The organism is Streptomyces sp. NPDC012825 (assembly GCF_042900925.1).
Taxonomy (GTDB): domain Bacteria; phylum Actinomycetota; class Actinomycetes; order Streptomycetales; family Streptomycetaceae; genus Streptomyces.
In genome coordinates this window covers 403,808-423,960 of record NZ_JBIBBZ010000005.1, presented here as the reverse complement: position 1 = coordinate 423,960, position 20,153 = coordinate 403,808, and the positions used below count along the sequence as shown (strand labels likewise).

14 protein-coding genes are annotated in these 20,153 nt (G+C 73.5%); 12 read left to right on the top strand and 2 right to left on the bottom strand.

The features are described 5' to 3' along the window. Positions 1–67: 67 nt before the first annotated feature. From recN to ACFY7E_RS15510, 3 genes are all read left to right on the top strand, one after another. Positions 68–1,792, top strand: coding sequence for a DNA repair protein RecN (recN, locus tag ACFY7E_RS15520; protein ID WP_389484984.1), 1,725 nt, complete (start codon positions 68–70; stop codon positions 1,790–1,792). A 49-nt stretch (positions 1,793–1,841) separates the two neighbouring features. After that, on the top strand, positions 1,842–2,555 hold the full coding sequence (locus tag ACFY7E_RS15515; RefSeq protein WP_389484934.1) for a hypothetical protein: 714 nt from the start codon (positions 1,842–1,844) through the stop codon (positions 2,553–2,555). A 113-nt stretch (positions 2,556–2,668) separates the two neighbouring features. Further along, on the top strand, positions 2,669–3,748 hold the full coding sequence (locus tag ACFY7E_RS15510) for a glycosyltransferase family 4 protein (RefSeq protein WP_389484932.1): 1,080 nt from the start codon (positions 2,669–2,671) through the stop codon (positions 3,746–3,748). A 10-nt stretch (positions 3,749–3,758) separates the two neighbouring features. On the opposite strand, the gene ACFY7E_RS15505 is transcribed toward ACFY7E_RS15510, so the two are convergent. Further along, entirely contained in the window at positions 3,759–5,387 is a 1,629-nt protein-coding gene (locus ACFY7E_RS15505) for a PucR family transcriptional regulator (protein ID WP_383442580.1), read from the bottom strand. Between the two features lie 162 nt (positions 5,388–5,549). On the opposite strand from ACFY7E_RS15505, the gene ACFY7E_RS15500 reads away from it, so the two are divergent. Further along, the gene (locus ACFY7E_RS15500) at positions 5,550–7,076 is read left to right on the top strand and encodes an APC family permease (protein WP_389484929.1); all 1,527 of its coding nucleotides are present in this window, start codon (positions 5,550–5,552) and stop codon (positions 7,074–7,076) included. A gap of 25 nt (positions 7,077–7,101) precedes the next feature. Then, positions 7,102–8,736, top strand: coding sequence for a flavin monoamine oxidase family protein (locus ACFY7E_RS15495; protein ID WP_389484927.1), 1,635 nt, complete (start codon positions 7,102–7,104; stop codon positions 8,734–8,736). Positions 8,737–8,790: 54 nt separating this feature from the next. Here ACFY7E_RS15495 and ACFY7E_RS15490 read toward each other — a convergent pair whose 3' ends face one another. Beyond that, positions 8,791–10,593: a glycoside hydrolase family 15 protein gene (locus ACFY7E_RS15490; RefSeq protein WP_389484925.1), complete on the bottom strand. Its 1,803-nt coding sequence runs from the start codon at positions 10,591–10,593 to the stop codon at positions 8,791–8,793. Positions 10,594–11,107: 514 nt separating this feature from the next. Between ACFY7E_RS15490 and ACFY7E_RS15485 the strand changes: the two genes are divergently transcribed. From ACFY7E_RS15485 to ACFY7E_RS15455, 7 genes are all read left to right on the top strand, one after another. Then, positions 11,108–12,757, top strand: coding sequence for a CTP synthase (locus tag ACFY7E_RS15485; protein WP_366377800.1), 1,650 nt, complete (start codon positions 11,108–11,110; stop codon positions 12,755–12,757). 103 nt (positions 12,758–12,860) lie between these two features. Continuing rightward, entirely contained in the window at positions 12,861–13,487 is a 627-nt protein-coding gene (locus ACFY7E_RS15480) for an NUDIX domain-containing protein (RefSeq protein WP_389484922.1), read from the top strand. A 212-nt stretch (positions 13,488–13,699) separates the two neighbouring features. Then, complete coding sequence (locus tag ACFY7E_RS15475) at positions 13,700–15,685, top strand: NB-ARC domain-containing protein (protein WP_389484920.1); 1,986 nt, start codon at positions 13,700–13,702, stop codon at positions 15,683–15,685. Positions 15,686–15,833: 148 nt separating this feature from the next. Beyond that, the gene (ald, locus tag ACFY7E_RS15470; protein ID WP_389484917.1) at positions 15,834–16,949 is read left to right on the top strand and encodes an alanine dehydrogenase; all 1,116 of its coding nucleotides are present in this window, start codon (positions 15,834–15,836) and stop codon (positions 16,947–16,949) included. A 448-nt stretch (positions 16,950–17,397) separates the two neighbouring features. Next, the gene (locus tag ACFY7E_RS15465) at positions 17,398–18,423 is read left to right on the top strand and encodes a ParA family protein (RefSeq protein ID WP_030212665.1); all 1,026 of its coding nucleotides are present in this window, start codon (positions 17,398–17,400) and stop codon (positions 18,421–18,423) included. After that, on the top strand, positions 18,408–18,887 hold the full coding sequence (locus ACFY7E_RS15460) for a hypothetical protein (protein WP_383443880.1): 480 nt from the start codon (positions 18,408–18,410) through the stop codon (positions 18,885–18,887). The genes ACFY7E_RS15465 and ACFY7E_RS15460 overlap by 16 nt, the downstream gene beginning before the upstream one ends. Before the next feature lie 45 nt (positions 18,888–18,932). Further along, positions 18,933–20,141: a segregation/condensation protein A gene (locus ACFY7E_RS15455; RefSeq protein ID WP_389484914.1), complete on the top strand. Its 1,209-nt coding sequence runs from the start codon at positions 18,933–18,935 to the stop codon at positions 20,139–20,141. Positions 20,142–20,153 lie beyond the last annotated feature (12 nt).

Here is a 20,153-nt window from a genome sequence, read left to right as displayed (position 1 = left end):
GTTACGGCCGGGGCGATGTCGCATCGGACCAGGGAAACCTCGTAAGGTCTGGGGCGTGCTGGAGGAGATGCGGATACGGTCGCTCGGGGTCATCGACGACGCTGTGGTCGAGTTGTCGCCCGGCTTCACCGCGGTGACCGGTGAGACCGGCGCGGGCAAGACCATGGTCGTGACCAGTCTGGGGCTGCTGCTCGGCGGACGGGCCGACCCGGCGCTCGTACGGATCGGCGCGGCCTCGGCCGTGGTCGAGGGACGGATCAGCGTGCCCCCGGGCGCGCCCGCAGCCGTGCGCGCCGAGGAGGCCGGGGCCGAGCTGGACGAGGGGGTCCTCCTCGTCAGCCGTACGGTCTCGGCCGAGGGGCGCTCCCGGGCCCACCTCGGCGGGCGCTCCGTGCCCGTCGGGCTGCTCGCCGAGCTCGCCGACGAACTCGTCGCCGTCCACGGCCAGACCGACCAGCAGGGGCTGCTCAAGCCCGCCCGGCAGCGCGGCGCGCTCGACCGGTACGCGGGCGAGGCCGTCTCGGTGCCGCTCGCCGCCTACGGCGGGGCGTACCGGCGGCTGCGGGCCGTCACCGCCGAGCTGGACGAGATCACCACCCGGGCCAGGGAACGCGCCCAGGAGGCCGATCTGCTGCGCTTCGGACTCGACGAGGTCGAGGCCGTCGCCCCGCTGCCCGGCGAGGACGCCGAACTGGCCGCGGAGGCCGAGCGGCTCGGGCACGCCGAGGCCCTCGCCTCCGCCGCCGCGCTCGCCCACGGCGCGCTCGCCGGCTCGCCCGAGGACCCCGAGTCCGTCGACGCGACCACGCTCGTCGCGGGCGCGGGCCGGGCCCTGGAGGCCGTGCGGTCGCACGACCCGGCGCTCGCCGCGCTCGCCGACCGGATGGACGAGATCTCCATCCTGCTCGCCGACGTGGCCACCGAGCTGGCCGGGTACGCCGACGACCTGGACGCCGATCCGCTGCGGCTCGCCGCCGTCGAGGAGCGGCGCGCGGCCCTCACCCAGCTCGTCCGGAAGTACGGGGACGGGGAGGGCACCGGCGCGGTCCTGGCCTGGGCGGAGGAGAGCGCGGCCCGGCTCGGCGAGCTGGACAACGACGACGACCGGATCGAGGAGCTGACCGCCGAGCGGGACCGGCTGCGCGACGAGCTGTCGGCGCTCGCGCAGCGGCTCACCGACGCGCGCACGGAGGCGGCGGACCGGTTCGCCGCCGCCGTCACCGCCGAACTCGCCTCGCTCGCCATGCCGCACGCGCGCGTGTCCTTCTCCCTCTCGCAGACCGAGGACCCCGAGGGCGTCGAGGTCGGCGGCCGGCGGGTCGCGTACGGGCCGTCCGGGGCCGACGAGGTCGAGCTGCTGCTCGCCCCGCACCCCGGCGCGCCGCCGCGGCCGATCGCCAAGGGCGCGTCGGGCGGTGAGCTGTCCCGGGTGATGCTGGCCGTCGAGGTCGTCTTCGCCGGGGTCGACCCGGTGCCCACGTACCTCTTCGACGAGGTCGACGCGGGCGTCGGCGGCAAGGCGGCCGTCGAGATCGGCCGCCGTCTCGCCAAGCTCGCCAGGACCGCGCAGGTCGTCGTCGTCACCCACCTCCCGCAGGTCGCGGCCTTCGCCGACCGCCAGCTCCTCGTGGAGAAGACCAACGACGGCTCGGTCACCCGCTCCGGCGTCACCGTCCTGGAGGGCGAGGAGCGGGTCCGCGAACTGTCCCGGATGCTCGCCGGCCAGGAGGACTCCGAGACGGCCCGGGCCCACGCGGAGGAACTCCTCGCGGCGGCGCGGGCGGACGGGTGAGCGGGTTGCGTGGGTCGTGCGGGGCGAGTGTGCCGAGCGGACCGTACGGGTGAGGCGCGTCGTCTCCTTCGCCGTGGCCGCCGGGACGGCCCGGGCGGTGTACGAGGGGCTGCGCGGGCTTCCGCGCGACGCGCGGTGGACGCGGACGAACCACGCGGGACGGCAGGTCGACCTGTACGCCGGGCCGGCGGTCGTCCTCGGGACGGCGGCCGGGAGCGGCAGCGCGCCCGTCGCGTTCGCCGTGCTCGCGGCCGGGGCGTGCGGGGCGTACGACGACGTGAGGGGAGATCACCGGCGCGGTCTCCGGGCGCACTTGGCGGCGCTGCGGGACGGCGAGGTGACCGGCGGGACCGTCAAGCTCCTCGGGATCGGGGCCGCCTCGCTCGTGGCCGGGGCGCTGCTCAAGGAGCGGCCCGTGGACAAGGTCCTCGCCGGGATCGTCGTCGCGGGCAGCGCCCATCTGGTGAACCTCGTGGACGTGCGGCCGGGGCGCGCCGGTCTGGCCGTGTTCGCGCTCGCCGCCCCCGGGCTGCTCCGCGGCTCGACCGCCGCCGCCCCGATGGGAGCCGTCGCCGCGGTCCTCGCGGACGACCTCGGGGAGTCGACCATGCTCGGCGACACGGGCGCGCACGCGCTCGGGGCCGCCGTCGGCGGGGCGATCGTGGCCGGGACCGGGCGGCTCGGGCTCGCCGCGCACGCGGTCGCGCTCGTCGCCGCCGCCGTCCGGGGGGCGCGCGGCCTCCTCGCGCGCTCACCCGTGTGAGTGAACCCGTGGGCTGAGCCCCGGTGTCGGGCGCCCTCCGCGCAAGGGAACGACTCCATTTCGGTGCCGGAACGTGCGTACGGTCGCGGGCCCGGACTGGCATCCTTGGGCGCGTGACACAGCTCCGTACGGTCCAAGTGCTGGGCGGCGGCAGCGCGGGCGGCAGCGCTCACGTCCGATCACTCGCCTCGGGGCTCGTGGCGAGGGGCGTGCGGGTGACCGTGTGCGCCCCTCCCGAACTCGGCCGCGTCCACGACTACCCCGCCGCCGGCGCGCACTTCGTGCCCCTGCCGCGCCTCGGCGACCCCGCCGCCGTCACCGCCCTGCGCAACACCTGCATCGGCGCGGACGTGGTCCACGCGCACGGCCTCCAGGCCTCCGTGCGGGCCGCGCTCGCCCTGTCCGGCGGGGCGCCGGTCCCGCTCGTGACGACCTGGCACACCCGCGGCCACGCGGAGGGCGCGCGGGGCGGGGTCCTCCGGCTCCTCGAACGGCGGACCGTGCGGGCCGCGAGCGTCGTCCTCGCCACCTCCTCCGAACTGGTCGACCGGGCCCGGCGGCGCGGCGCCCGCGACGCCCGGCTCGCCCCCGTCACCCTGCCCGCCGCGCGCGGACCGGTCTGCCTCCACGACGGCAAGGCGCGCGCCGAACTCGGCGCCGTCGACCGCCCGCTGCTCATGGCCGTCGGCGCGCTCGAACGCGGCCGGGGGTACCGGACCCTGCTCGACGCGGCCCGGCGGTGGCGGGACCTCGACCCGCAGCCGCTCCTCGTGATCGCCGGGGAGGGCCGCGAACGGGCCTTCCTCCAGCGGCGGATCACCGAGGAGGACCTGCCGGTCCGGCTGATCGGGAGCCGCGAGGACGTCGCCGAACTGCTCGCGGCGGCGGACGTCGCGGTCCTCCCGTCCCGCTGGGAGGCCCGCTCCCCGCTCGCCCAGGAGGCGCTCCGGCTCGGCGTGCCGCTCGTCGCGACGGCGGTCGGCGGAGTGCCGGAACTCGTCGGGGACGCCGCGGAACTGGTGCCGTACGGCGACTCCGCGGCCCTCGCGGCGGCGGTCCGGGACCTCCTGGAGGACGCCGACCGGCGGATGGACCTGGCGGCCGCCGGCCGGGTCCAGGCGGGCACGTGGCCGACCGAGGACGACACGGTGGCGCACGTCCTCAGCGTGTACGACGAGCTGGTGGGGCGCTGAGGAGGACGGGCTACGGCGTGTGGCGGCGGGCCCTGAGGGCGAGCGACAGGGCCAGGACCGTCTGGGGATCGTCCAGGTCCGTGCCCAGGAGCTCCGAGACGCGGGCCAGGCGGTTGTAGAGGGTCTGGCGGTTGAGGTGCAGCTCGCGGGCCGTCTCCGCCTTGCGGCCCGCGTGCGCCAGATACGTCTCCAGGGTGGGCAGCAGCGGCGGCCGGGAGGTGCGGTCGTGCTCCTGGAGGGGCCCGATCGCGCGGTCCACGAAGGCCGCGAGCACCGTGTCCCCGTGGAAGTGCAGCCGCCACAGGAGCAGGTCGATGTCGAGGCGCCGCGCGTCGTACCAGGGCAGGTCCGACAGGCCCTGTGCCGCCGTCGCCGTCTCCGCCGCGTGCCGCAGGCCCGCCGAGGCCGCCGCCCAGCCGCCCGCGACGCCCACCACGATCACCGGCGGATGCGTGCCCGCGCGCTCCAGACCGGCCCGCTCCACGCCCGCGCGCAGGGCCGCCGCGACCCGGTCCGCGACCGCCGTCCGCTCGGTCTCCGAACGCAGGCCGAGCAGGAGCGGCACCCGGCCCTCGACCGGGCGGACGCCGAGCAGGACGGGCACGCCGACGGAGGACAGCTCCTCCAGGACCGCCCGGGCGAACAGCGCCCAGTTCCCCGACGGGGAGAGCTCCGGGGCCAGCCGCATCACCACCGGCAGGAGCGGGCCGTCCCCCGGTTTGAAGCCGAGCACCCGGGCCTGGGCCGGGGCGTCCTCGGCCGTGATCCGGCCCTCCGCCAGGTCCGTCAGGAAGTCGCCCCGGCCGCGCGCGGCCAGCTCCTCCTCCTGCCGCGCCTGCATGAGGACGACCGCGAGGAGCCCGGCCGCCCGCTCGGCCGCCATCCGGTGGACGGGGGAGAGGGCGCCGGAGACCGCCAGGAGCACGAGCCGGGCCCGCACCGAGCCCGTACCGGGTCCGCCGCCGGGCACGTCCACCAGGACCGTGCCGGTGGGCGGCCCGGACTCGCGGGCCGCCCGGCCGCCGCGCAGCCCGTCCCACACCTGGAGCGGGTCGGCGGGCGCGGACTCGGTGCCCGCCGCGTAGAGGAGCTGTCCGTCGGGGGTCTCCAGGAAGACCGGGTTGGCGGCGAAGTCGGAGAGGATCCGCAGCACCTGCGGCACCCCGCCGCCGCCGAGCAGGGCCTCCGTGCACTGCCGGTGGACCTCCTCGGCCCGCCGCTGGAGGGCGTAGTGGCCGTTGACGATCTCGGTGTGGATCTCCTCCGTCACCGTCACGAACGGCACCTCGCGGTGCAGCTGCACCAGCGGCAGCCCCGCCGCCCGCGCGGTCTCCACTATGGTCGCCGGGAGGCGGGCGAAGCGCGGCCCCAGCTCCACCACGAGCGCCGCGATGCCCCGGTCGGCGAGCCGCCGCACGAACGCCCGCTGCTCGGCCGGCCGGGTCCCCAGCCCGAGGCCCGTGGTGAGGAGCAGTTCGCCGCCCTTGAGCAGCGAGGCGATGTTCGGCACCTCGCCCGCGTGCACCCAGCGCACCGTCCGGTGCAGCCGGTCCGCGCCGGCGACGACCTCCGGGAGCCCGCCGCGCAGGCCGGGGAGTTCGAGGGCCCGCTGCACGGTGATACCGCCCTGGTTGTCCATGGCCCCGGACGCTACCCCGCGGCCCTGTTTCCGCGACATCACCGCACTGTCACGGCGCCGGACACTTCGTCCAACGGGGCGACAACTCGTCGTGTCGTGGCGGGAATTGCGCGACCGCCTGTCGATTGTGGCCTGCATCACGTCCGAGGATGCTCTCGCGCCATGGCAGAGAACCCCACCCCAGAGGTCCATCGGCTCAAGGCCGATTCGGTCGGTCTGGTCGGCGTCGTCTTCATGGCCGTCGCCACCGCCGCCCCGATCACGGCGATGACCGGGAACCTCCCCATCGCCGTCGGCTTCGGCAACGGCACCGGCGCGCCCGCCGGATACCTCTTCGCGACCGTCGTCCTGACCGTCTTCTCGGTCGGCTACGTCGCCATGGCCAAGCGGATCACCGCCGCCGGAGCCTTCTACGGCTACATCTCCCACGGCCTCGGCCGGATCGCCGGCATGGCCTCGGGCATGCTCGCCGTCCTCGCGTACGTCGTCTTCGAGGCCTCGATCGTCGGCGTCTTCTCCTACTTCGCCAGGACGACCGTCGCCGACCAGCTCGGCGTCGACCTGCCGTGGGTCCTCTACGCGGCGGCCATGCTGGCCGTCACGGCCGTCCTGTCGTACTTCGACATCAACCTGACGGCCAAGGCGCTCGGCGTGATGCTCGTCGCCGAGATCGCGGTCCTCTTCGCCGTCGCCACCGCCGTCCTGATCTCCGGCGGCGGCCCGGACGGCATACCGGTCGAGCCGGTCAACCCGAAGAACGCCTTCACCGGGGCCTCCGCCGGGCTCGGCCTCTTCTTCGCCTTCTGGTCGTGGGTCGGCTTCGAGTCCACCGCGATGTACGGGGAGGAGTCCCGCGACCCCAAGCGGGTCATCCCCCGGGCCACCCTGATCTCCGTCGTCGGCGTCGGCTTCTTCTACATCTACGTCTCGTGGATGACGATCGCGGGCAACGGCCTCGCCGGATCGGTGGAGCTGTCCGCCTCCTCCTCGCCCCTCGACCTGTTCTTCGCGCCCACCCGGTCCTTCATCGGGGCCTGGGCCGTCGACGCCTTCCAGTGGCTCCTGCTCACCGGCTCCTTCGCCTGCGGCATGGCCTTCCACCAGTGCGCCTCCCGCTACCTGTACGCCATCGGCCGCGAGGGCTTCCTCCACCCGGCGCTCGGCCGCACCCACGCCCGGCACGGCTCGCCGTACGTCGCCTCCTTCGCGCAGAGCGCGATCGCCGTCGGCCTCGTCGCCGCCTTCTGGCTCACCGGCCAGGACCCGTACATCCACCTCTACACGCTGCTCGCGATCCTCGGCACGATGGCGATCCTCATCGTCCAGACCCTCTGCTCCTTCGCGGTCATCGGCTACTTCCGCAAGAACCACCCCGAGGACCGGCACTGGTTCAGGACCTTCACCGCCCCGCTCCTCGGCGGCGTCGGCATGATCGCCGTGGTGGTGCTGCTGATCATGAACATGGAGACCGCGGCCGGACTCGCCGCCGACTCCCTCTTCTTCGAGGCCATCCCCTGGATCGTCGCCCTGGTCTTCTTCGGCGGCCTCGGCCTCGGTCTCCACCTCAAGGCCAGGCGGCCCGAACGGTACGAGATCATCGGCCGGATCGTCCTGGAGGACGCCACCGAGCGCGACGCGAACGGCACGGAAACCGCAGCACCCGCACCCGCCCCCGTACCCCAGAGCTGAATCCCCCTTCCTCCAGGAGCGCCCCATGGCACGCACCAACCCGATGCACCTCCTGAAGCACCTCGCCGCCGAGCACGCCGCCGCGCGCCGGCTCCGCCTCCCCGTCGACGACCTCAGGGGCCTGCGGGCCGACGCCCCCGGGCGCCGCTCGCTCCTCAAGGCGGCCGCCGCGGCCGGCGTCGCCGTCGCCGCCGGGACGACGGCACCGGCCGTCGCCGCCATCCCCGACCCGCCCGTCAGGAGCGACGCCAGGATCGCCGTCGTCGGCGCCGGGATCTCCGGCCTCACCGCCGCCCTCACCCTCCAGGACGCCGGCCTGAACCCCGTCCTCTACGAGGCCAACCCCTCCCGGGTCGGCGGCCGCATGTGGACCCAGCGCGCCCACTGGGCGTACGGACAGACCTCGGAGATCGGCGGCGAGCTGATCGACACCAGCCACAAGAAGATCCTCGAACTCTGCCGCCGCTTCGGCCTCGTCACCGAGGACTTCCTGGGCGGCGGGCCCAACGGGGCCGAGGAGGTCCTCTGGTTCGGCGGCGCGTACTACCCGCGCCACCAGGCGGACGAGGACTTCAACGCCGTGTACCAGTCGCTGCGCCGCGACCTCTCCGAGGCGGGGGAGGTGCGCTGGAACCGGACCACACCCGCCGGGACCGCGCTCGACGACATGTCGCTGTACGAGTGGATCGAGACCCGCGTCCCCGGGGGGCACTCCGCACCGCTCGGCCGCTTCATCGACGTCGCCTACAACGTCGAGTACGGCGCCGACACCACCGAGCAGTCCGCGCTCGCCCTGGTCCTGCTCATGGGCTACCAGACCAATCCGGGCAACTTCAACGTCTGGGGCCTGTCCAACGAGCGGTACCACGTCGTCGGCGGCAACGACCGGCTCCCGAACGCCATCGCAGGGGCCCTCGCCCCGGGCACCCTCCGCATGGGCTGGTCGCTCGACGCGCTACGGGCCAACGCGGACGGGACGCAGACGCTCACCTTCACCGAGGCCGGCTCGACGCGGACCGTCACCGCCGACCGGACGGTCCTCTGCCTCCCGCTCCCGATCCTCCAACGGCTCGACGCCTCCCGGGCCGGTTTCGACCCGCTCATGCGGAACCTGCTGAGGGACGCCCGCATGGGCCACTGCACCAAGCTCAACATGCAGTTCGCCACCCGCCCCTGGCGCGGCACCGGAGCCTGGCCCGGGGTCTCCGCCGGGGACTGCTTCACCGACACCGAGGTACAGCAGACCTGGGACACCACCAAGGTCCAGGGCGGCACCGGCGGCATCCTCATCCAGTACCACGGCGGCAGCCTGGCCCGCGCCCTGGACCCGGCCGGACCGTTCTCCACCGAGTCCGACCCGTACGTGCGCGCCCTCGTCACCCGCCGGCTGGCCGGCATCGACGCCTTCTTCCCCGGCACCTCCCGGGCGTACACGGGCCGGGCCCAGCTCTCGGCCTGGCACGAGAACCCGTACTCCCTCGGCGCGTACTCCTGCTGGCCCGTCGGCTACCTCCACCGGTACGCGGGCTACGAGGGCACCGCCCAGGGCAACGTCCACATCGGCGGCGAGCACTGCAGCTACGACTTCCAGGGCTTCATGGAGGGCGGCGCCACCGAGGGCGAGCGCGCGGCCCGGGAGGTGATCGACCGCCTGCGCTGACCGGCGGGCGCCGCCGGGGCCGTGCGCGGTCCCGGCGGCGCCCTCACACGCCCCTCAGCCGCCGTACGCGCCGCTCGCCGTCAGGCGCAGGGCCGTGTCGATCAGCGGGACGTGGCTGAAGGCCTGCGGGAAGTTGCCCACCTGACGCTGGAGCCGCGGGTCCCACTCCTCGGCGAGGAGCCCGAGGTCGTTGCGGAGCGCGAGCAGCTTCTCGAAGAGGGTGCGGGCCTCGTCGACCCGGCCGATCATCGCCAGGTCGTCGGCCAGCCAGAAGGAACACGCCAGGAACGCGCCCTCGTCGCCCTCCAGGCCGTCGACGCCGGCCTCCTCGCCGGCCGTCGGGTAGCGCAGCACGAAGCCGTCCTCCGTGGACAGCTCCCGCTGGATCGCCTCGATCGTGCCGATGACCCGCTTGTCGTCCGGCGGCAGGAACCCCATCTGCGGGATCAGCAGCAGCGAGGCGTCCAGCTCCCTGGAGCCGTACGACTGCGTGAAGGTGTTCCGCTCCTTGTCGTAGCCCTTCTCGCAGACGTCCCGGTGGATCTCGTCGCGCAGCTCGCGCCAGCGCTCCAGCGGGCCGTCGGCGTCCCCGGACTCGATGAGCTTGATCGTGCGGTCCACGGCCACCCAGGCCATCACCTTGGAGTGCACGAAGTGCCGGCGCGGGCCGCGGACCTCCCAGATGCCCTCGTCGGGCTGGTTCCAGTTCTTCTCCAGGTAGTCGATCAGCTTCAGCTGGAGCAGGGAGGCGTAGTCGTTGCGGGACAGGCCCGTCATGTGCGCCAGGTGCAGGGCCTCGGTGACCTCGCCGTACACGTCCAGCTGGAGCTGGTTGGCGGCGCCGTTGCCGACCCGGACCGGGCCGGAGTTCTCGTACCCCGGCAGCCAGTCGAGCTCGGCCTCGCCCAGCTCGCGCTCGCCCGCGATGCCGTACATGATCTGGAGGTTCTCCGGGTCGCCCGCGACGGCGCGCAGGAGCCAGTCCCGCCAGGCGCGGGCCTCCTCGCGGTAGCCGGTGCGCAGCATCGAGGAGAGGGTGATCGCCGCGTCCCGCAGCCAGGTGTAGCGGTAGTCCCAGTTCCGCACGCCGCCGATCTCCTCGGGCAGCGAGGTGGTCGGGGCGGCGACGATCCCGCCGGTCGGCGCGTACGTCAGCGCCTTCAGGGTGATCAGGGAGCGGACCACGGCCTCCCGGTAGGGGCCGTGGTACGTGCAGTGGTCGACCCAGTCGCGCCAGAAGTCGGCGGTCGCCTCCAGGGCGCCCTCGGGGTCGGGCAGCGCCGGCTGGTCCTTGTGGGAGGGCTGCCAGGAGATCGTGAGGGCGATCCGCTCGCCGGGCGAGACGGTGAACTCGGAGTACGTGGTGAGGTCCTCGCCGTGGGTCTCGGCCTCCGCGTCCAGCCACACCGAGTCGGGCCCGGCGACCGCGACCGTGCGGTCGCCGACCTTGTGCACCCAGGGCACGATCCGGCCGTAGCTGAACCGCATCCGCAGCGCGGAGCGCATCGGGACCCGGCCCGAGACGCCCTCGACGATCCGGACCAGCTGCGGCGCCCCGTCGCGCGGGGGCATGAAATCGGTCACCCGGACCGTGCCGCGCGGGGTGTCCCACTCGGACTCCAGGATGAGCGAGTCCCCCCGGTAGCGGCGCCGGTCGGCGGGGGCCGGCTCGGCGTCCTCGGGGCCCGCGGGGGCCACCCGCCAGAACCCGTGTTCCTCGGTGCCGAGGAGTCCCGCGAAGATCGCGTGCGAGTCGAAGCGGGGCAGGCAGAGCCAGTCCACGCTGCCGTCCCGGCAGACCAGGGCAGCGGTCTGCATGTCTCCGATGAGTGCGTAATCCTCGATGCGCCCGGCCACGTGCTTCACTCCAGTCGAACGGCCATGTCCGCCCCTCGGGGCGCTTGCTCCAGATGCCCGGCCGCGTGTGCCGGCCGGGGTCCGAGTGTGTCAGCGATCAGGGGGTCTTCGACAAGCCTCGGTCCGGGATGGGTCCCCGGGCGTTCGGCCCCGGAGGGACAGGCGGTGGCGTCGTCGGCCGGCCGGCTCGGCGGGCCATGTCCGAGCAGGATACGTGGCGCTCCGCGCCACCCGTTGGTCACACCAGTAACGTCGTTGCTCCAATCGGGTGAACACCCCCTTTACCCGTCCGGGGCTGGTCGGACCCCGGTCGCTCGCCGTCCGTGAACACCCGGCTGCCGCGTGTGGCCGGAAGCGGTCTCCCCGGGTCGCTGATACCCTGGTACCCCGTGGACCGGTGGGAAACGGCGAGAGCCGAGGACCCCGCAACCGCAGCGACGGCACCCCCCGATTCTTCCGGAGGGGAAGCCGGTACGCACCTCCAGAACGCGACCACGGGAGCCCCCTCTTGGCGATGCCGCCCAACACCACGACGACCAAGCACATCTTCGTCACCGGGGGTGTCGCCTCCTCCCTCGGCAAGGGCCTGACCGCCTCCAGCCTGGGTGCGCTCCTCAAGGCGCGGGGCCTGCGGGTCACGATGCAGAAGCTCGACCCGTACCTGAACGTCGACCCCGGCACCATGAACCCCTTCCAGCACGGTGAGGTGTTCGTCACCAACGACGGCGCCGAGACCGACCTGGACATCGGCCACTACGAGCGCTTCCTCGACGTCGACCTCGACGGCTCGGCCAACGTCACCACCGGCCAGGTCTACTCGCAGGTCATCGCCAAGGAGCGGCGCGGCGAGTACCTGGGCGACACCGTGCAGGTCATCCCGCACATCACCAACGAGATCAAGTCCCGGATCCGCCGCATGGCGACCGACGACGTCGACGTGGTCATCACCGAGGTCGGCGGCACCGTCGGCGACATCGAGTCCCTGCCGTTCCTGGAGACCGTCCGCCAGGTCCGCCACGAGGTCGGACGCGACAACGTCTTCGTCGTGCACATCTCGCTGCTGCCCTACATCGGCCCGTCCGGCGAGCTGAAGACCAAGCCGACCCAGCACTCGGTCGCCGCCCTGCGCAACATCGGCATCCAGCCCGACGCCATCGTGCTGCGCGCCGACCGCGACGTCCCCACCGCCATCAAGCGCAAGATCTCGCTGATGTGCGACGTGGACGAGGCCGCCGTGGTCGCCGCCATCGACGCCAAGTCGATCTACGACATCCCGAAGGTGCTGCACACCGAGGGCCTGGACGCCTACGTCGTCCGCAAGCTCGACCTGCCCTTCCGCGACGTGGACTGGACCGTCTGGGAGGACCTCCTGGACCGCGTCCACAACCCGGACCACGAGGTCACCGTCGCGCTCGTCGGCAAGTACATCGACCTGCCCGACGCCTACCTGTCGGTCACCGAGGCCATGCGGGCCGGCGGCTTCGCGAACAAGGCCCGGGTCAAGGTCAAGTGGGTCACCTCCGACGACTGCAAGACCCCGGCCGACGCCGAGAAGCAGCTCGGCGACGTCGACGCGATCCTCGTCCCCGGCGGCTTCGGCGACCGCGGCGTGAGCGGCAAGGTCGGCGCGATCCGGTACGCCCGCGAGCACAAGGTGCCGCTGCTCGGCATCTGCCTCGGCCTCCAGTGCATCGTCATCGAGGCGGCCCGGAACCTGGCCGACATCCCCGAGGCCAACTCCACCGAGTTCGACCCGGCCACCGCGCACCCCGTCGTCTCCACGATGGAGGAGCAGCTGGCCTACGTCGAGGGCGCGGGCGACCTGGGCGGCACGATGCGCCTGGGCCTGTACCCGGCGAAGCTCGCCGAGGGCTCGATCGTCCGCGAGGTCTACGGCGACGAGCCGTACGTCGAGGAGCGCCACCGCCACCGCTACGAGGTGAACAACGCGTACCGCGCGGAGCTGGAGAAGAAGGCCGGCCTGGTCTTCTCCGGCACCTCCCCGGACAACAAGCTCGTCGAGTACGTCGAGTACCCGCGCGAGATCCACCCCTACCTGGTCGCCACCCAGGCGCACCCGGAGCTCCGCTCCCGCCCGACCCGCCCGCACCCACTCTTCGCGGGCCTGGTGAAGGCCGCGGTGGAGCGCAAGACGGGCAAGTAGGACGCAGGCGTTAACGTTGCCGGGGTGCGGACCCGTTCGGGTCCCGCACCCCGGCTTTCGTATGTCCGTGTGTGTTCGTGTGTTGTGTACGGGAGGACGACTGATGGAGTTGCAGGACACCCCGCAGGAGTGGCGGGTCGTCGCGACGGACACCCCCTTCCGGGGCAAGAAGACGAGCGTCCGCACGGACGACGTGGTGATGCCGGACGGCGAGGTGGCGCGCCGCGACTACCAGGTCCACCCCGGCTCGGTCGCCGTCCTGGCCCTGGACGAGGAGGACCGGGTCCTGCTGATCAAGCAGTACCGGCACCCCGTGCGGCAGAAGCTCTGGGAGATCCCGGCCGGGCTGCTCGACGTGCCCGGGGAGAACCCGCTGCACGCCGCCCAGCGCGAGCTGTACGAGGAGGCGCACGTCAAGGCCGGTGACTGGCGGGTCCTGACCGACGTCTACACCTCGCCGGGCGGCTGCGACGAGGCCGTGCGGATCTTCCTCGCGCGGGACCTCGCGGACGCGGAGGGGGACCGCTTCGAGGTGGCCGAGGAGGAGGCCGACATGGAGACGGCGCGGGTGCCGCTCGCGGACCTCGTACGGGGGGTCCTCGCGGGCGACCTGCACAACAACTGCCTGGTCGTGGGCGTCCTCTCGCTGGCCGCCGCCCGCGCCGGCGACGGCCTCGACGCCCTCCGTCCGGCGGAGGCGCCCTGGCCGGCCCGCCCGTTCGAGGCGTAGGCCCCGGCCGGACCGTTCGCGTCCGTGCCGGGTGCGGTGGGGGTGGCGGGGGTGGACGCGGGTCCCGGTGTGACCATCCGCTGATCCGATCGGGGGATGTGTCCGCCCTGCCCCGCCGGGTACGTGTCGTGCCCTGAACTACGCTCGGAAACGCCCGCGTGGAGCCCCTCCCGCGGGATCGGCTCGTGCGCAGGTGGACGGGAGCGTGGCCCGTGACGGATCAGGCGGTGGCGGCAACCGGCAGCCGGCGGTTCTTCGGCCGCCAGCGGGAGTTGAAGGCCCTGCGCGCCGACATCGAACGGACCGGGCTCGACACCCTCACCGGCCGCAAGGTGCCCCGCGCCCGGGTCCTGCTCGTGGCCGGCCGGCCCGGCTCCGGACGTACCGCCCTCGCCGAGGAACTGGCCGCCGCGGTCGCCGACCGGTACCCCGACGGGATCTTCCGCGCCCGGCTCACCGAGCCCGGCGGGGAGCCCGTCCCCACCGCCCGGGCCGCCCAGGAGCTCCTCGCCGCCCTCGGGGTCGCCGAACCCCCCGGCGCCGCCGAGGACGAGCTGGCCGAACTGGTCCGCGGCGCCTTCACCGGGCGCCGGGCCGTCCTGATCCTCGACGACGCCGTCGACGCCGAGCAGGCGGACCCGCTGATCCCCGACGAGCCCGACACCCTGGTGATCGGGGTCGCCGGGGGGCCGCTCACCGGCATCCCCGACGTACGGCCCTGCACCCTCGGCGGCCTCGACCCCAAGTCGGCCATCGAACTGCTCACCTCCTTCACCGGCTCCGTCCGCGTCACCGTCGACCCGCAGGCCGCCGAGGCCCTCGTCGAGGAGTGCGGGGGGCTGCCCGCCGCGGTCGTCCTCGCCGGCGGCTGGCTCTCCACCCACCCCAAGGCCTCCGTCGCCGACCTCGCCAAGCGGCTGCGCGGGCCGAGCGGCGACCCCCTCACCCGGGCCTTCCTCCTCGCCCACGAGGGCCTGCCCGCCACCGCCTCCCGGATACTGCGATTCCTCGCGCTCGCCCCGCTCGGCCGGGCCGACGCCCACACCGCCTCCGCCCTGGCCGGCTGCTCGGTCTCGGCGGCCGCCACCACGCTCGCCGACTTCGAGGCCCTGGGACTCGTCTCGGCCGGCGAGGACGGCCAGTACGAGGTGCGCGCCCATCTCGTCCCCCTCCTGCGCGCGCAACTGGAGGAGCGCGACCGGCCCGCCGAGGTGCAGCTCGCGCGGGCCCGGATGCTGGAGCGGACCGTACGGCTCCTCCAGTCCTGCCGTGCGGTCACCGAGCCCGAGGGCTCGTCCGCCCGCAGGAAGCTGGCCGGGCTGCCGCGCGCCCTGCGCTTCCCGAACGCCGCCGCCGGGGCGGCCTGGCTGGACTCCCGGCGGCCCGTCCTGCTCGCCTCCGCCCGCCTCGCCGTCGCCGACGGGGAGCTCGACACCCTGGCCCGCCGCCTGATCGCCTCCCTCGTCCGGGCGCTCGCCGCGCACCGGGGCGCCGAGGCCGCGGCCCCCGAGCTGTACGGACTGCACCGGCTCGTCCTGGACGTGGCCGAGCGGCGCGGACTGCACCGCGAGCGGGCCGCGGCCCTGCTCAACCTGGCCGACCTCGACGCCCGCACCGGCAGGACGAAGGAGGCTCTGCTGCGATATCGGTCGGCTTTGGAGGCCGGACGCGAAGCAAATGACCCGTACGCGACCGGTCGGGCGATGGAATCCGTAGGTGGCTCCTACCAGGAACTGGGGGACTGGCAGCGGGCCGGCGACTGGTACGGGCGGGCCCTCGCCCAGCGCCTCGCCCGGGACGAGCGCGCCGACCAGGCCCGGCTGTACGCCCGCCTCGGCGCCGTGCAGACCTATGCCGGGCGGTACGGGGAGGCCCTGCGGAACTGGCGGGCCGCCGCCGCCGGCTACCGCAGGCTCTCCGATCTCCCGGGCTACGCGCGGGCGTTGAGCGAGGCGGCCCGGGTCCAGGAGTACGCCGGACGGCCCGAGGAATCCCTGCGGACCTGCGAGGAGGCCGTGGAGTGGGCCCGCCGGGCCGAGGACGTCCGGCTCCAGGCCGCGCTCCGGCTGCGGCTCGCCGACACCCTCGACCGGCTCGGCGACCCGGCGGCGGCCCGACTGCACCGGGCCGGGGCGGAGAGACTGCTGGAAACGGAACCGTCTGCCTGCGAAATCCGTAGTGGGTCCATCGAAGATTAGTACTTTGAAAGGCTAGACAGCGGGAACTCCTTCATTAGACTGGGTCTGCCGCGTTCGAACGTGGTCTGCCCCGGTGCGTCGCGATGCATCCGGGTATGTATCGCAGTGCGCCAGTTATCCCTCCCTGATTCAAGGACCGTGATCGACGATGAAGGTCGGCATCCCCCGCGAGGTCAAGAACAACGAGTTCCGCGTGGCCATCACCCCCGCCGGTGTCCACGAGCTCGTCCGCCACGGCCACCAGGTCTTCATCGAGCAGAACGCCGGTGTCGGCTCCTCGATCACGGACGCGGAGTACGTCGCCGCCGGCGCCGAGATCCTCCCGACCGCCGACGAGGTCTGGGCCACCGCCGACCTGCTGCTCAAGGTCAAGGAGCCCATCGCGGAGGAGTACCACCGCCTCCGCAAGGACCAGACCCTCTTCACGTACCTGCACCTCGCCGCCTCCCGCGAGTGCACCGACGCGCTCCTGGCCTCCGGCACCACCGCCATCGCCTACGAGACCGTCGAGACCGCGGGCCGCGCGCTTCCGCTGCTCGCCCCGATGTCCGAGGTCGCGGGCCGCCTGGCCCCGCAGGTCGGCGCCTACCACCTGATGCGCTCGGCCGGCGGCCGCGGCGTCCTGCCCGGCGGCGTCCCCGGCACCCACGCCGGCAGGGCCGTCGTCATCGGCGGCGGCGTCTCCGGCTGGAACGCCACCCAGATCGCCGTCGGCATGGGCTTCCACGTGACCCTGCTCGACAAGGACATCAACAAGCTCCGCGAGGCCGACAAGATCTTCGGCACCAAGGTGCAGACGATCGTCTCCAACGCCTACGAGCTGGAGAAGGCCGTCGTCGAGGCCGACCTCGTCATCGGCGCCGTCCTCATCCCGGGCGCCAAGGCCCCGAAGCTGGTCACCAACGAGCTCGTCGCCAAGATGAAGCCCGGAAGTGTCCTTGTCGACATCGCGATCGACCAGGGCGGCTGCTTCGAGGACTCGCACCCGACCACCCACGCCGAGCCGACCTTCCGGGTACACGACTCGGTCTTCTACTGCGTCGCCAACATGCCGGGCGCGGTCCCGAACACCTCCACCTACGCCCTCACCAACGCCACGCTGCCCTACATCGTGTCGCTGGCGAACAACGGCTGGGCCGAGGCGATCCGGCGCGACGCCGCCCTCGCCCTGGGCCTCAACACCCATGACGGCAAGGTGGTTTACAAGGAGGTCGCCGAGGCGCACGGCCTCGAGCACGTCGAGCTGAGCAGCCTCCTGGGCTGACCCCCGCGGCGCCGCGTCAACGCGCGCCGTCAATACCACGCACCCGGCCGGACCTTGTTCGACAAGGTCCGGCCGGCTGTGTCTCCGGCCACGCCGAAACGTTCGGGCAACTCGCGGGGAACGTAACCCTTCAACCGTTTCGCACACCCCGGAAACGTGCGGATGCGTGGCCGCGCGCCCTTGACAGAGCCGTGTTCGGTTACCGACACATCGGGCCGGGTCCGGTGGATTGTGTTGCTGCGGACCGGTGACACGCCATAGAGTCGCCAACCGTCGGCATGGTGCCACGCTGACCTATCGATAAATGTTCCTGGTCACATCCAAGGAGGTAAGACGACTTGTGAATGAGTCGACATTTACTCCCGGGAGTGGTGCGCCAGGCGCCCCGATCGGCTCCGTCGCGGTGCGGACCTTCGCGACGCACCGGCCCGTGACGACAGCCCACACGATGAAGACGATGGACGGCCTACACGTGAACGCCACGGCCGGCAACGAGATGGGCCGAGAGTCCACCCACTTCGCCGCCTACGACGAGGTGCCCGAGGGGCACTTCTACGACCCCGACGCCGAGTACGAGCCCGATCCGGAGTACGCGGCCACCCTCGCGCCCGACGCTGCCCGCCAGCGCCGCGAGCGGATCGGCCCGACCGGACGGCCCCTGCCGTACTTCCCGATCCCGGGTCCGCTGACCGACCACGGACCCGCGAAGATCATCGCGATGTGCAACCAGAAGGGCGGCGTCGGCAAGACCACGTCGACCATCAACCTGGGCGCCGCGCTCGCCGAGTACGGACGGCGGGTCCTGCTCGTCGACTTCGATCCGCAGGGAGCCCTGTCGGTCGGCCTCGGCGTGAACCCGATGGAGCTCGACCTCACCGTCTACAACCTGCTCATGGAGCGGGGCATGTCGGCGGACGAGGTCCTCCTCAAGACCGCCGTGCCCAACATGGACCTGCTGCCGAGCAACATCGACCTCTCGGCCGCGGAAGTCCAGCTCGTCAGCGAGGTCGCGCGCGAGTCCACGCTCCAGCGCGCCCTGAAGCCGCTGATGAACGACTACGACTACATCGTGATCGACTGTCAGCCCTCGCTCGGCCTGCTGACCGTGAACGCCCTGACGGCCGCTCACAAGGTCATCGTGCCGCTCGAGTGCGAGTTCTTCGCGCTGCGCGGCGTGGCCCTGCTGACCGAGACCATCGAGAAGGTGCAGGAGCGGCTCAACCCCGAGCTGGAGCTCGACGGCATCCTCGCCACGATGTACGACTCCCGGACCGTGCACAGCCGCGAGGTCCTCGCGCGCGTCGTCGAGGCCTTCGACGACCACGTGTACCACACCGTCATCGGGCGGACCGTGCGCTTCCCGGAGACCACGGTCGCCGGCGAGCCCATCACCACGTACGCCTCCAACTCCGTGGGCGCCGCCGCCTACCGCCAGCTCGCCAGGGAGGTGCTCGCCCGGTGTCACGCCGAGTGAGTCTGCCCGGCGCCGACGAACTCTTCCGTACGACCGGGGGGACGGCGCTGCAGGCGTCCTCACCCCGCCGGGCCGTCCCGGCACCGGCGGGCGAGAGCGACCCGGCGGCGGCCGAGGGCTCCGCGGAGCACACGGCGGCGGACTCCGAGGCGGCGGAACCGCGCGCCCGGACGTCCCCCGAGACCGACAAGGCGGCCCCGGCCGCCGCCCCCCGGCGGCGCGGCGGAGGCCGCACCGCGAGCCGGCGGCCCAGCGGCCGCGAGCGCCACGACGAGAAGATCACGGTCTACGTCTCCGCCGAGGAGCTGATGGACCTGGAGCACGCCCGGCTCGTGCTGCGCGGCGAGCACGGCCTCGCCGTCGACCGGGGCCGGATCGTCCGGGAGGCCGTCGCGGTCGTCCTGGCGGACCTGGAGTCCCGCGGCGACGCGAGCATCCTCGTCCGGCGTTTGCGCGGCCGCTGACGGTAGCCTGCGGGCTGCCGCGCCCTCCGCTCCCCCTGGACCTCCATGCACCACGCCCCCCACGACCCCGCCCCTGACGAAACGTCCCGCCCGCCGCGCCGCCGCGCTCTGGGGCACGGCGGGAACACGGGACCCCCGCGGGGGGCGGGGCCGGGGCCCGCGCCCGGTGGGGGCCCCGGGGTGCTCGGCGGGGTGCTAGAGGTGCCCGCCGGGGTCCCCGAGGTACCCGCCGAGGTCCCCGAGACGGCCGCCGGGACCTCTGAGGTGCCCAGCGGGGTTCCCGAGGCGTCCGCCGGGACCTCTGAAGTGGCCAGCGGGGTCCCCGAGACGTCCGCCGGGGCTCCCGGGGCGTCCGCCAGGACCCCCGAGAGGGCCGTACGGGCTCCCGCGCCCGCCCGGGAACTCCCGGGGCCCGTCGCCGGGGAGTCCCCGGCCGCCGGTCCCGGTGGGGCCGACGGGCGGTTCACCGTGCGGCTCGCGAACTTCGAGGGGCCCTTCGACCTGCTCCTCCAGCTGATCACCAAGCACAAGCTCGACGTCACCGAGGTCGCGCTCTCGCAGGTCACCGACGAGTTCATGGCGCACCTGCGCGCCCTCGGGCCCGACGGGGACCTCGACCAGACCACCGAGTTCCTCGTCGTCGCCGCCACCCTGCTCGACCTCAAGACCGCCCGGCTGCTGCCCGCCGCCGAGGTGGAGGACGAGGCCGACCTCGCCCTCCTGGAGGCCCGCGACCTGCTCTTCGCCCGGCTCCTCCAGTACCGCGCGTACAAGCGGATCGCGGCGATCCTCGAGGAGCGGTGGGAGGCCGAGGGCCGTCGGTACCCCCGTACCGCCGGGCTCGAACCCCACCACGCCGAGCTGCTCCCCGAGGTGATCATCTCCATCGGCGCCGAGGGCTTCGCGAAGCTGGCCGTCAAGGCCATGCGGCCCAGGGCCGAGCCGCAGGTGTACGTCGAGCACATCCACGCCCCCCTCGTCAGCGTCCGCGAGCAGGCCGCCGTGGTCGCCGCCCTGCTGCGCGAGCGCGGCACGGCGGTCTTCCGGGAGCTGATCGAGGGCGCCGGCGACACCCTCACCGTCGTCGCCCGCTTCCTCGCCCTCCTGGAGCTCTACCGGGAGCGGGCCGTCGCCCTCGACCAGGAGACCGCCCTGGGCGACCTCACCGTCTCCTGGACCGGCGGGGACGGGGAGACCCGGGTCACCGACGAGTTCGACCAGGAACCCGGACAGGAAACGGAGGCCCGCGCGTGAGCGACCCCGACA

Excerpts from the sequence above, each read along its gene's own strand:
- recN (WP_389484984.1), top strand. The coding sequence starts at position 68 with ATGCGGATACGGTCGCTCGGGGTCATCGACGACGCTGTGGTCGAGTTG.
- ACFY7E_RS15505 (WP_383442580.1), bottom strand. The coding sequence starts at position 5,387 with ATGGACAACCAGGGCGGTATCACCGTGCAGCGGGCCCTCGAACTCCCC.
- ACFY7E_RS15500 (WP_389484929.1), top strand. The coding sequence starts at position 5,550 with ATGGCAGAGAACCCCACCCCAGAGGTCCATCGGCTCAAGGCCGATTCG.
- ACFY7E_RS15495 (WP_389484927.1), top strand. The coding sequence starts at position 7,102 with ATGGCACGCACCAACCCGATGCACCTCCTGAAGCACCTCGCCGCCGAG.
- ACFY7E_RS15485 (WP_366377800.1), top strand. The coding sequence starts at position 11,108 with ATGCCGCCCAACACCACGACGACCAAGCACATCTTCGTCACCGGGGGT.
- ACFY7E_RS15480 (WP_389484922.1), top strand. The coding sequence starts at position 12,861 with ATGGAGTTGCAGGACACCCCGCAGGAGTGGCGGGTCGTCGCGACGGAC.
- ald (WP_389484917.1), top strand. The coding sequence starts at position 15,834 with ATGAAGGTCGGCATCCCCCGCGAGGTCAAGAACAACGAGTTCCGCGTG.
- ACFY7E_RS15465 (WP_030212665.1), top strand. The coding sequence starts at position 17,398 with ATGAAGACGATGGACGGCCTACACGTGAACGCCACGGCCGGCAACGAG.
- ACFY7E_RS15455 (WP_389484914.1), top strand. The coding sequence starts at position 18,933 with ATGCACCACGCCCCCCACGACCCCGCCCCTGACGAAACGTCCCGCCCG.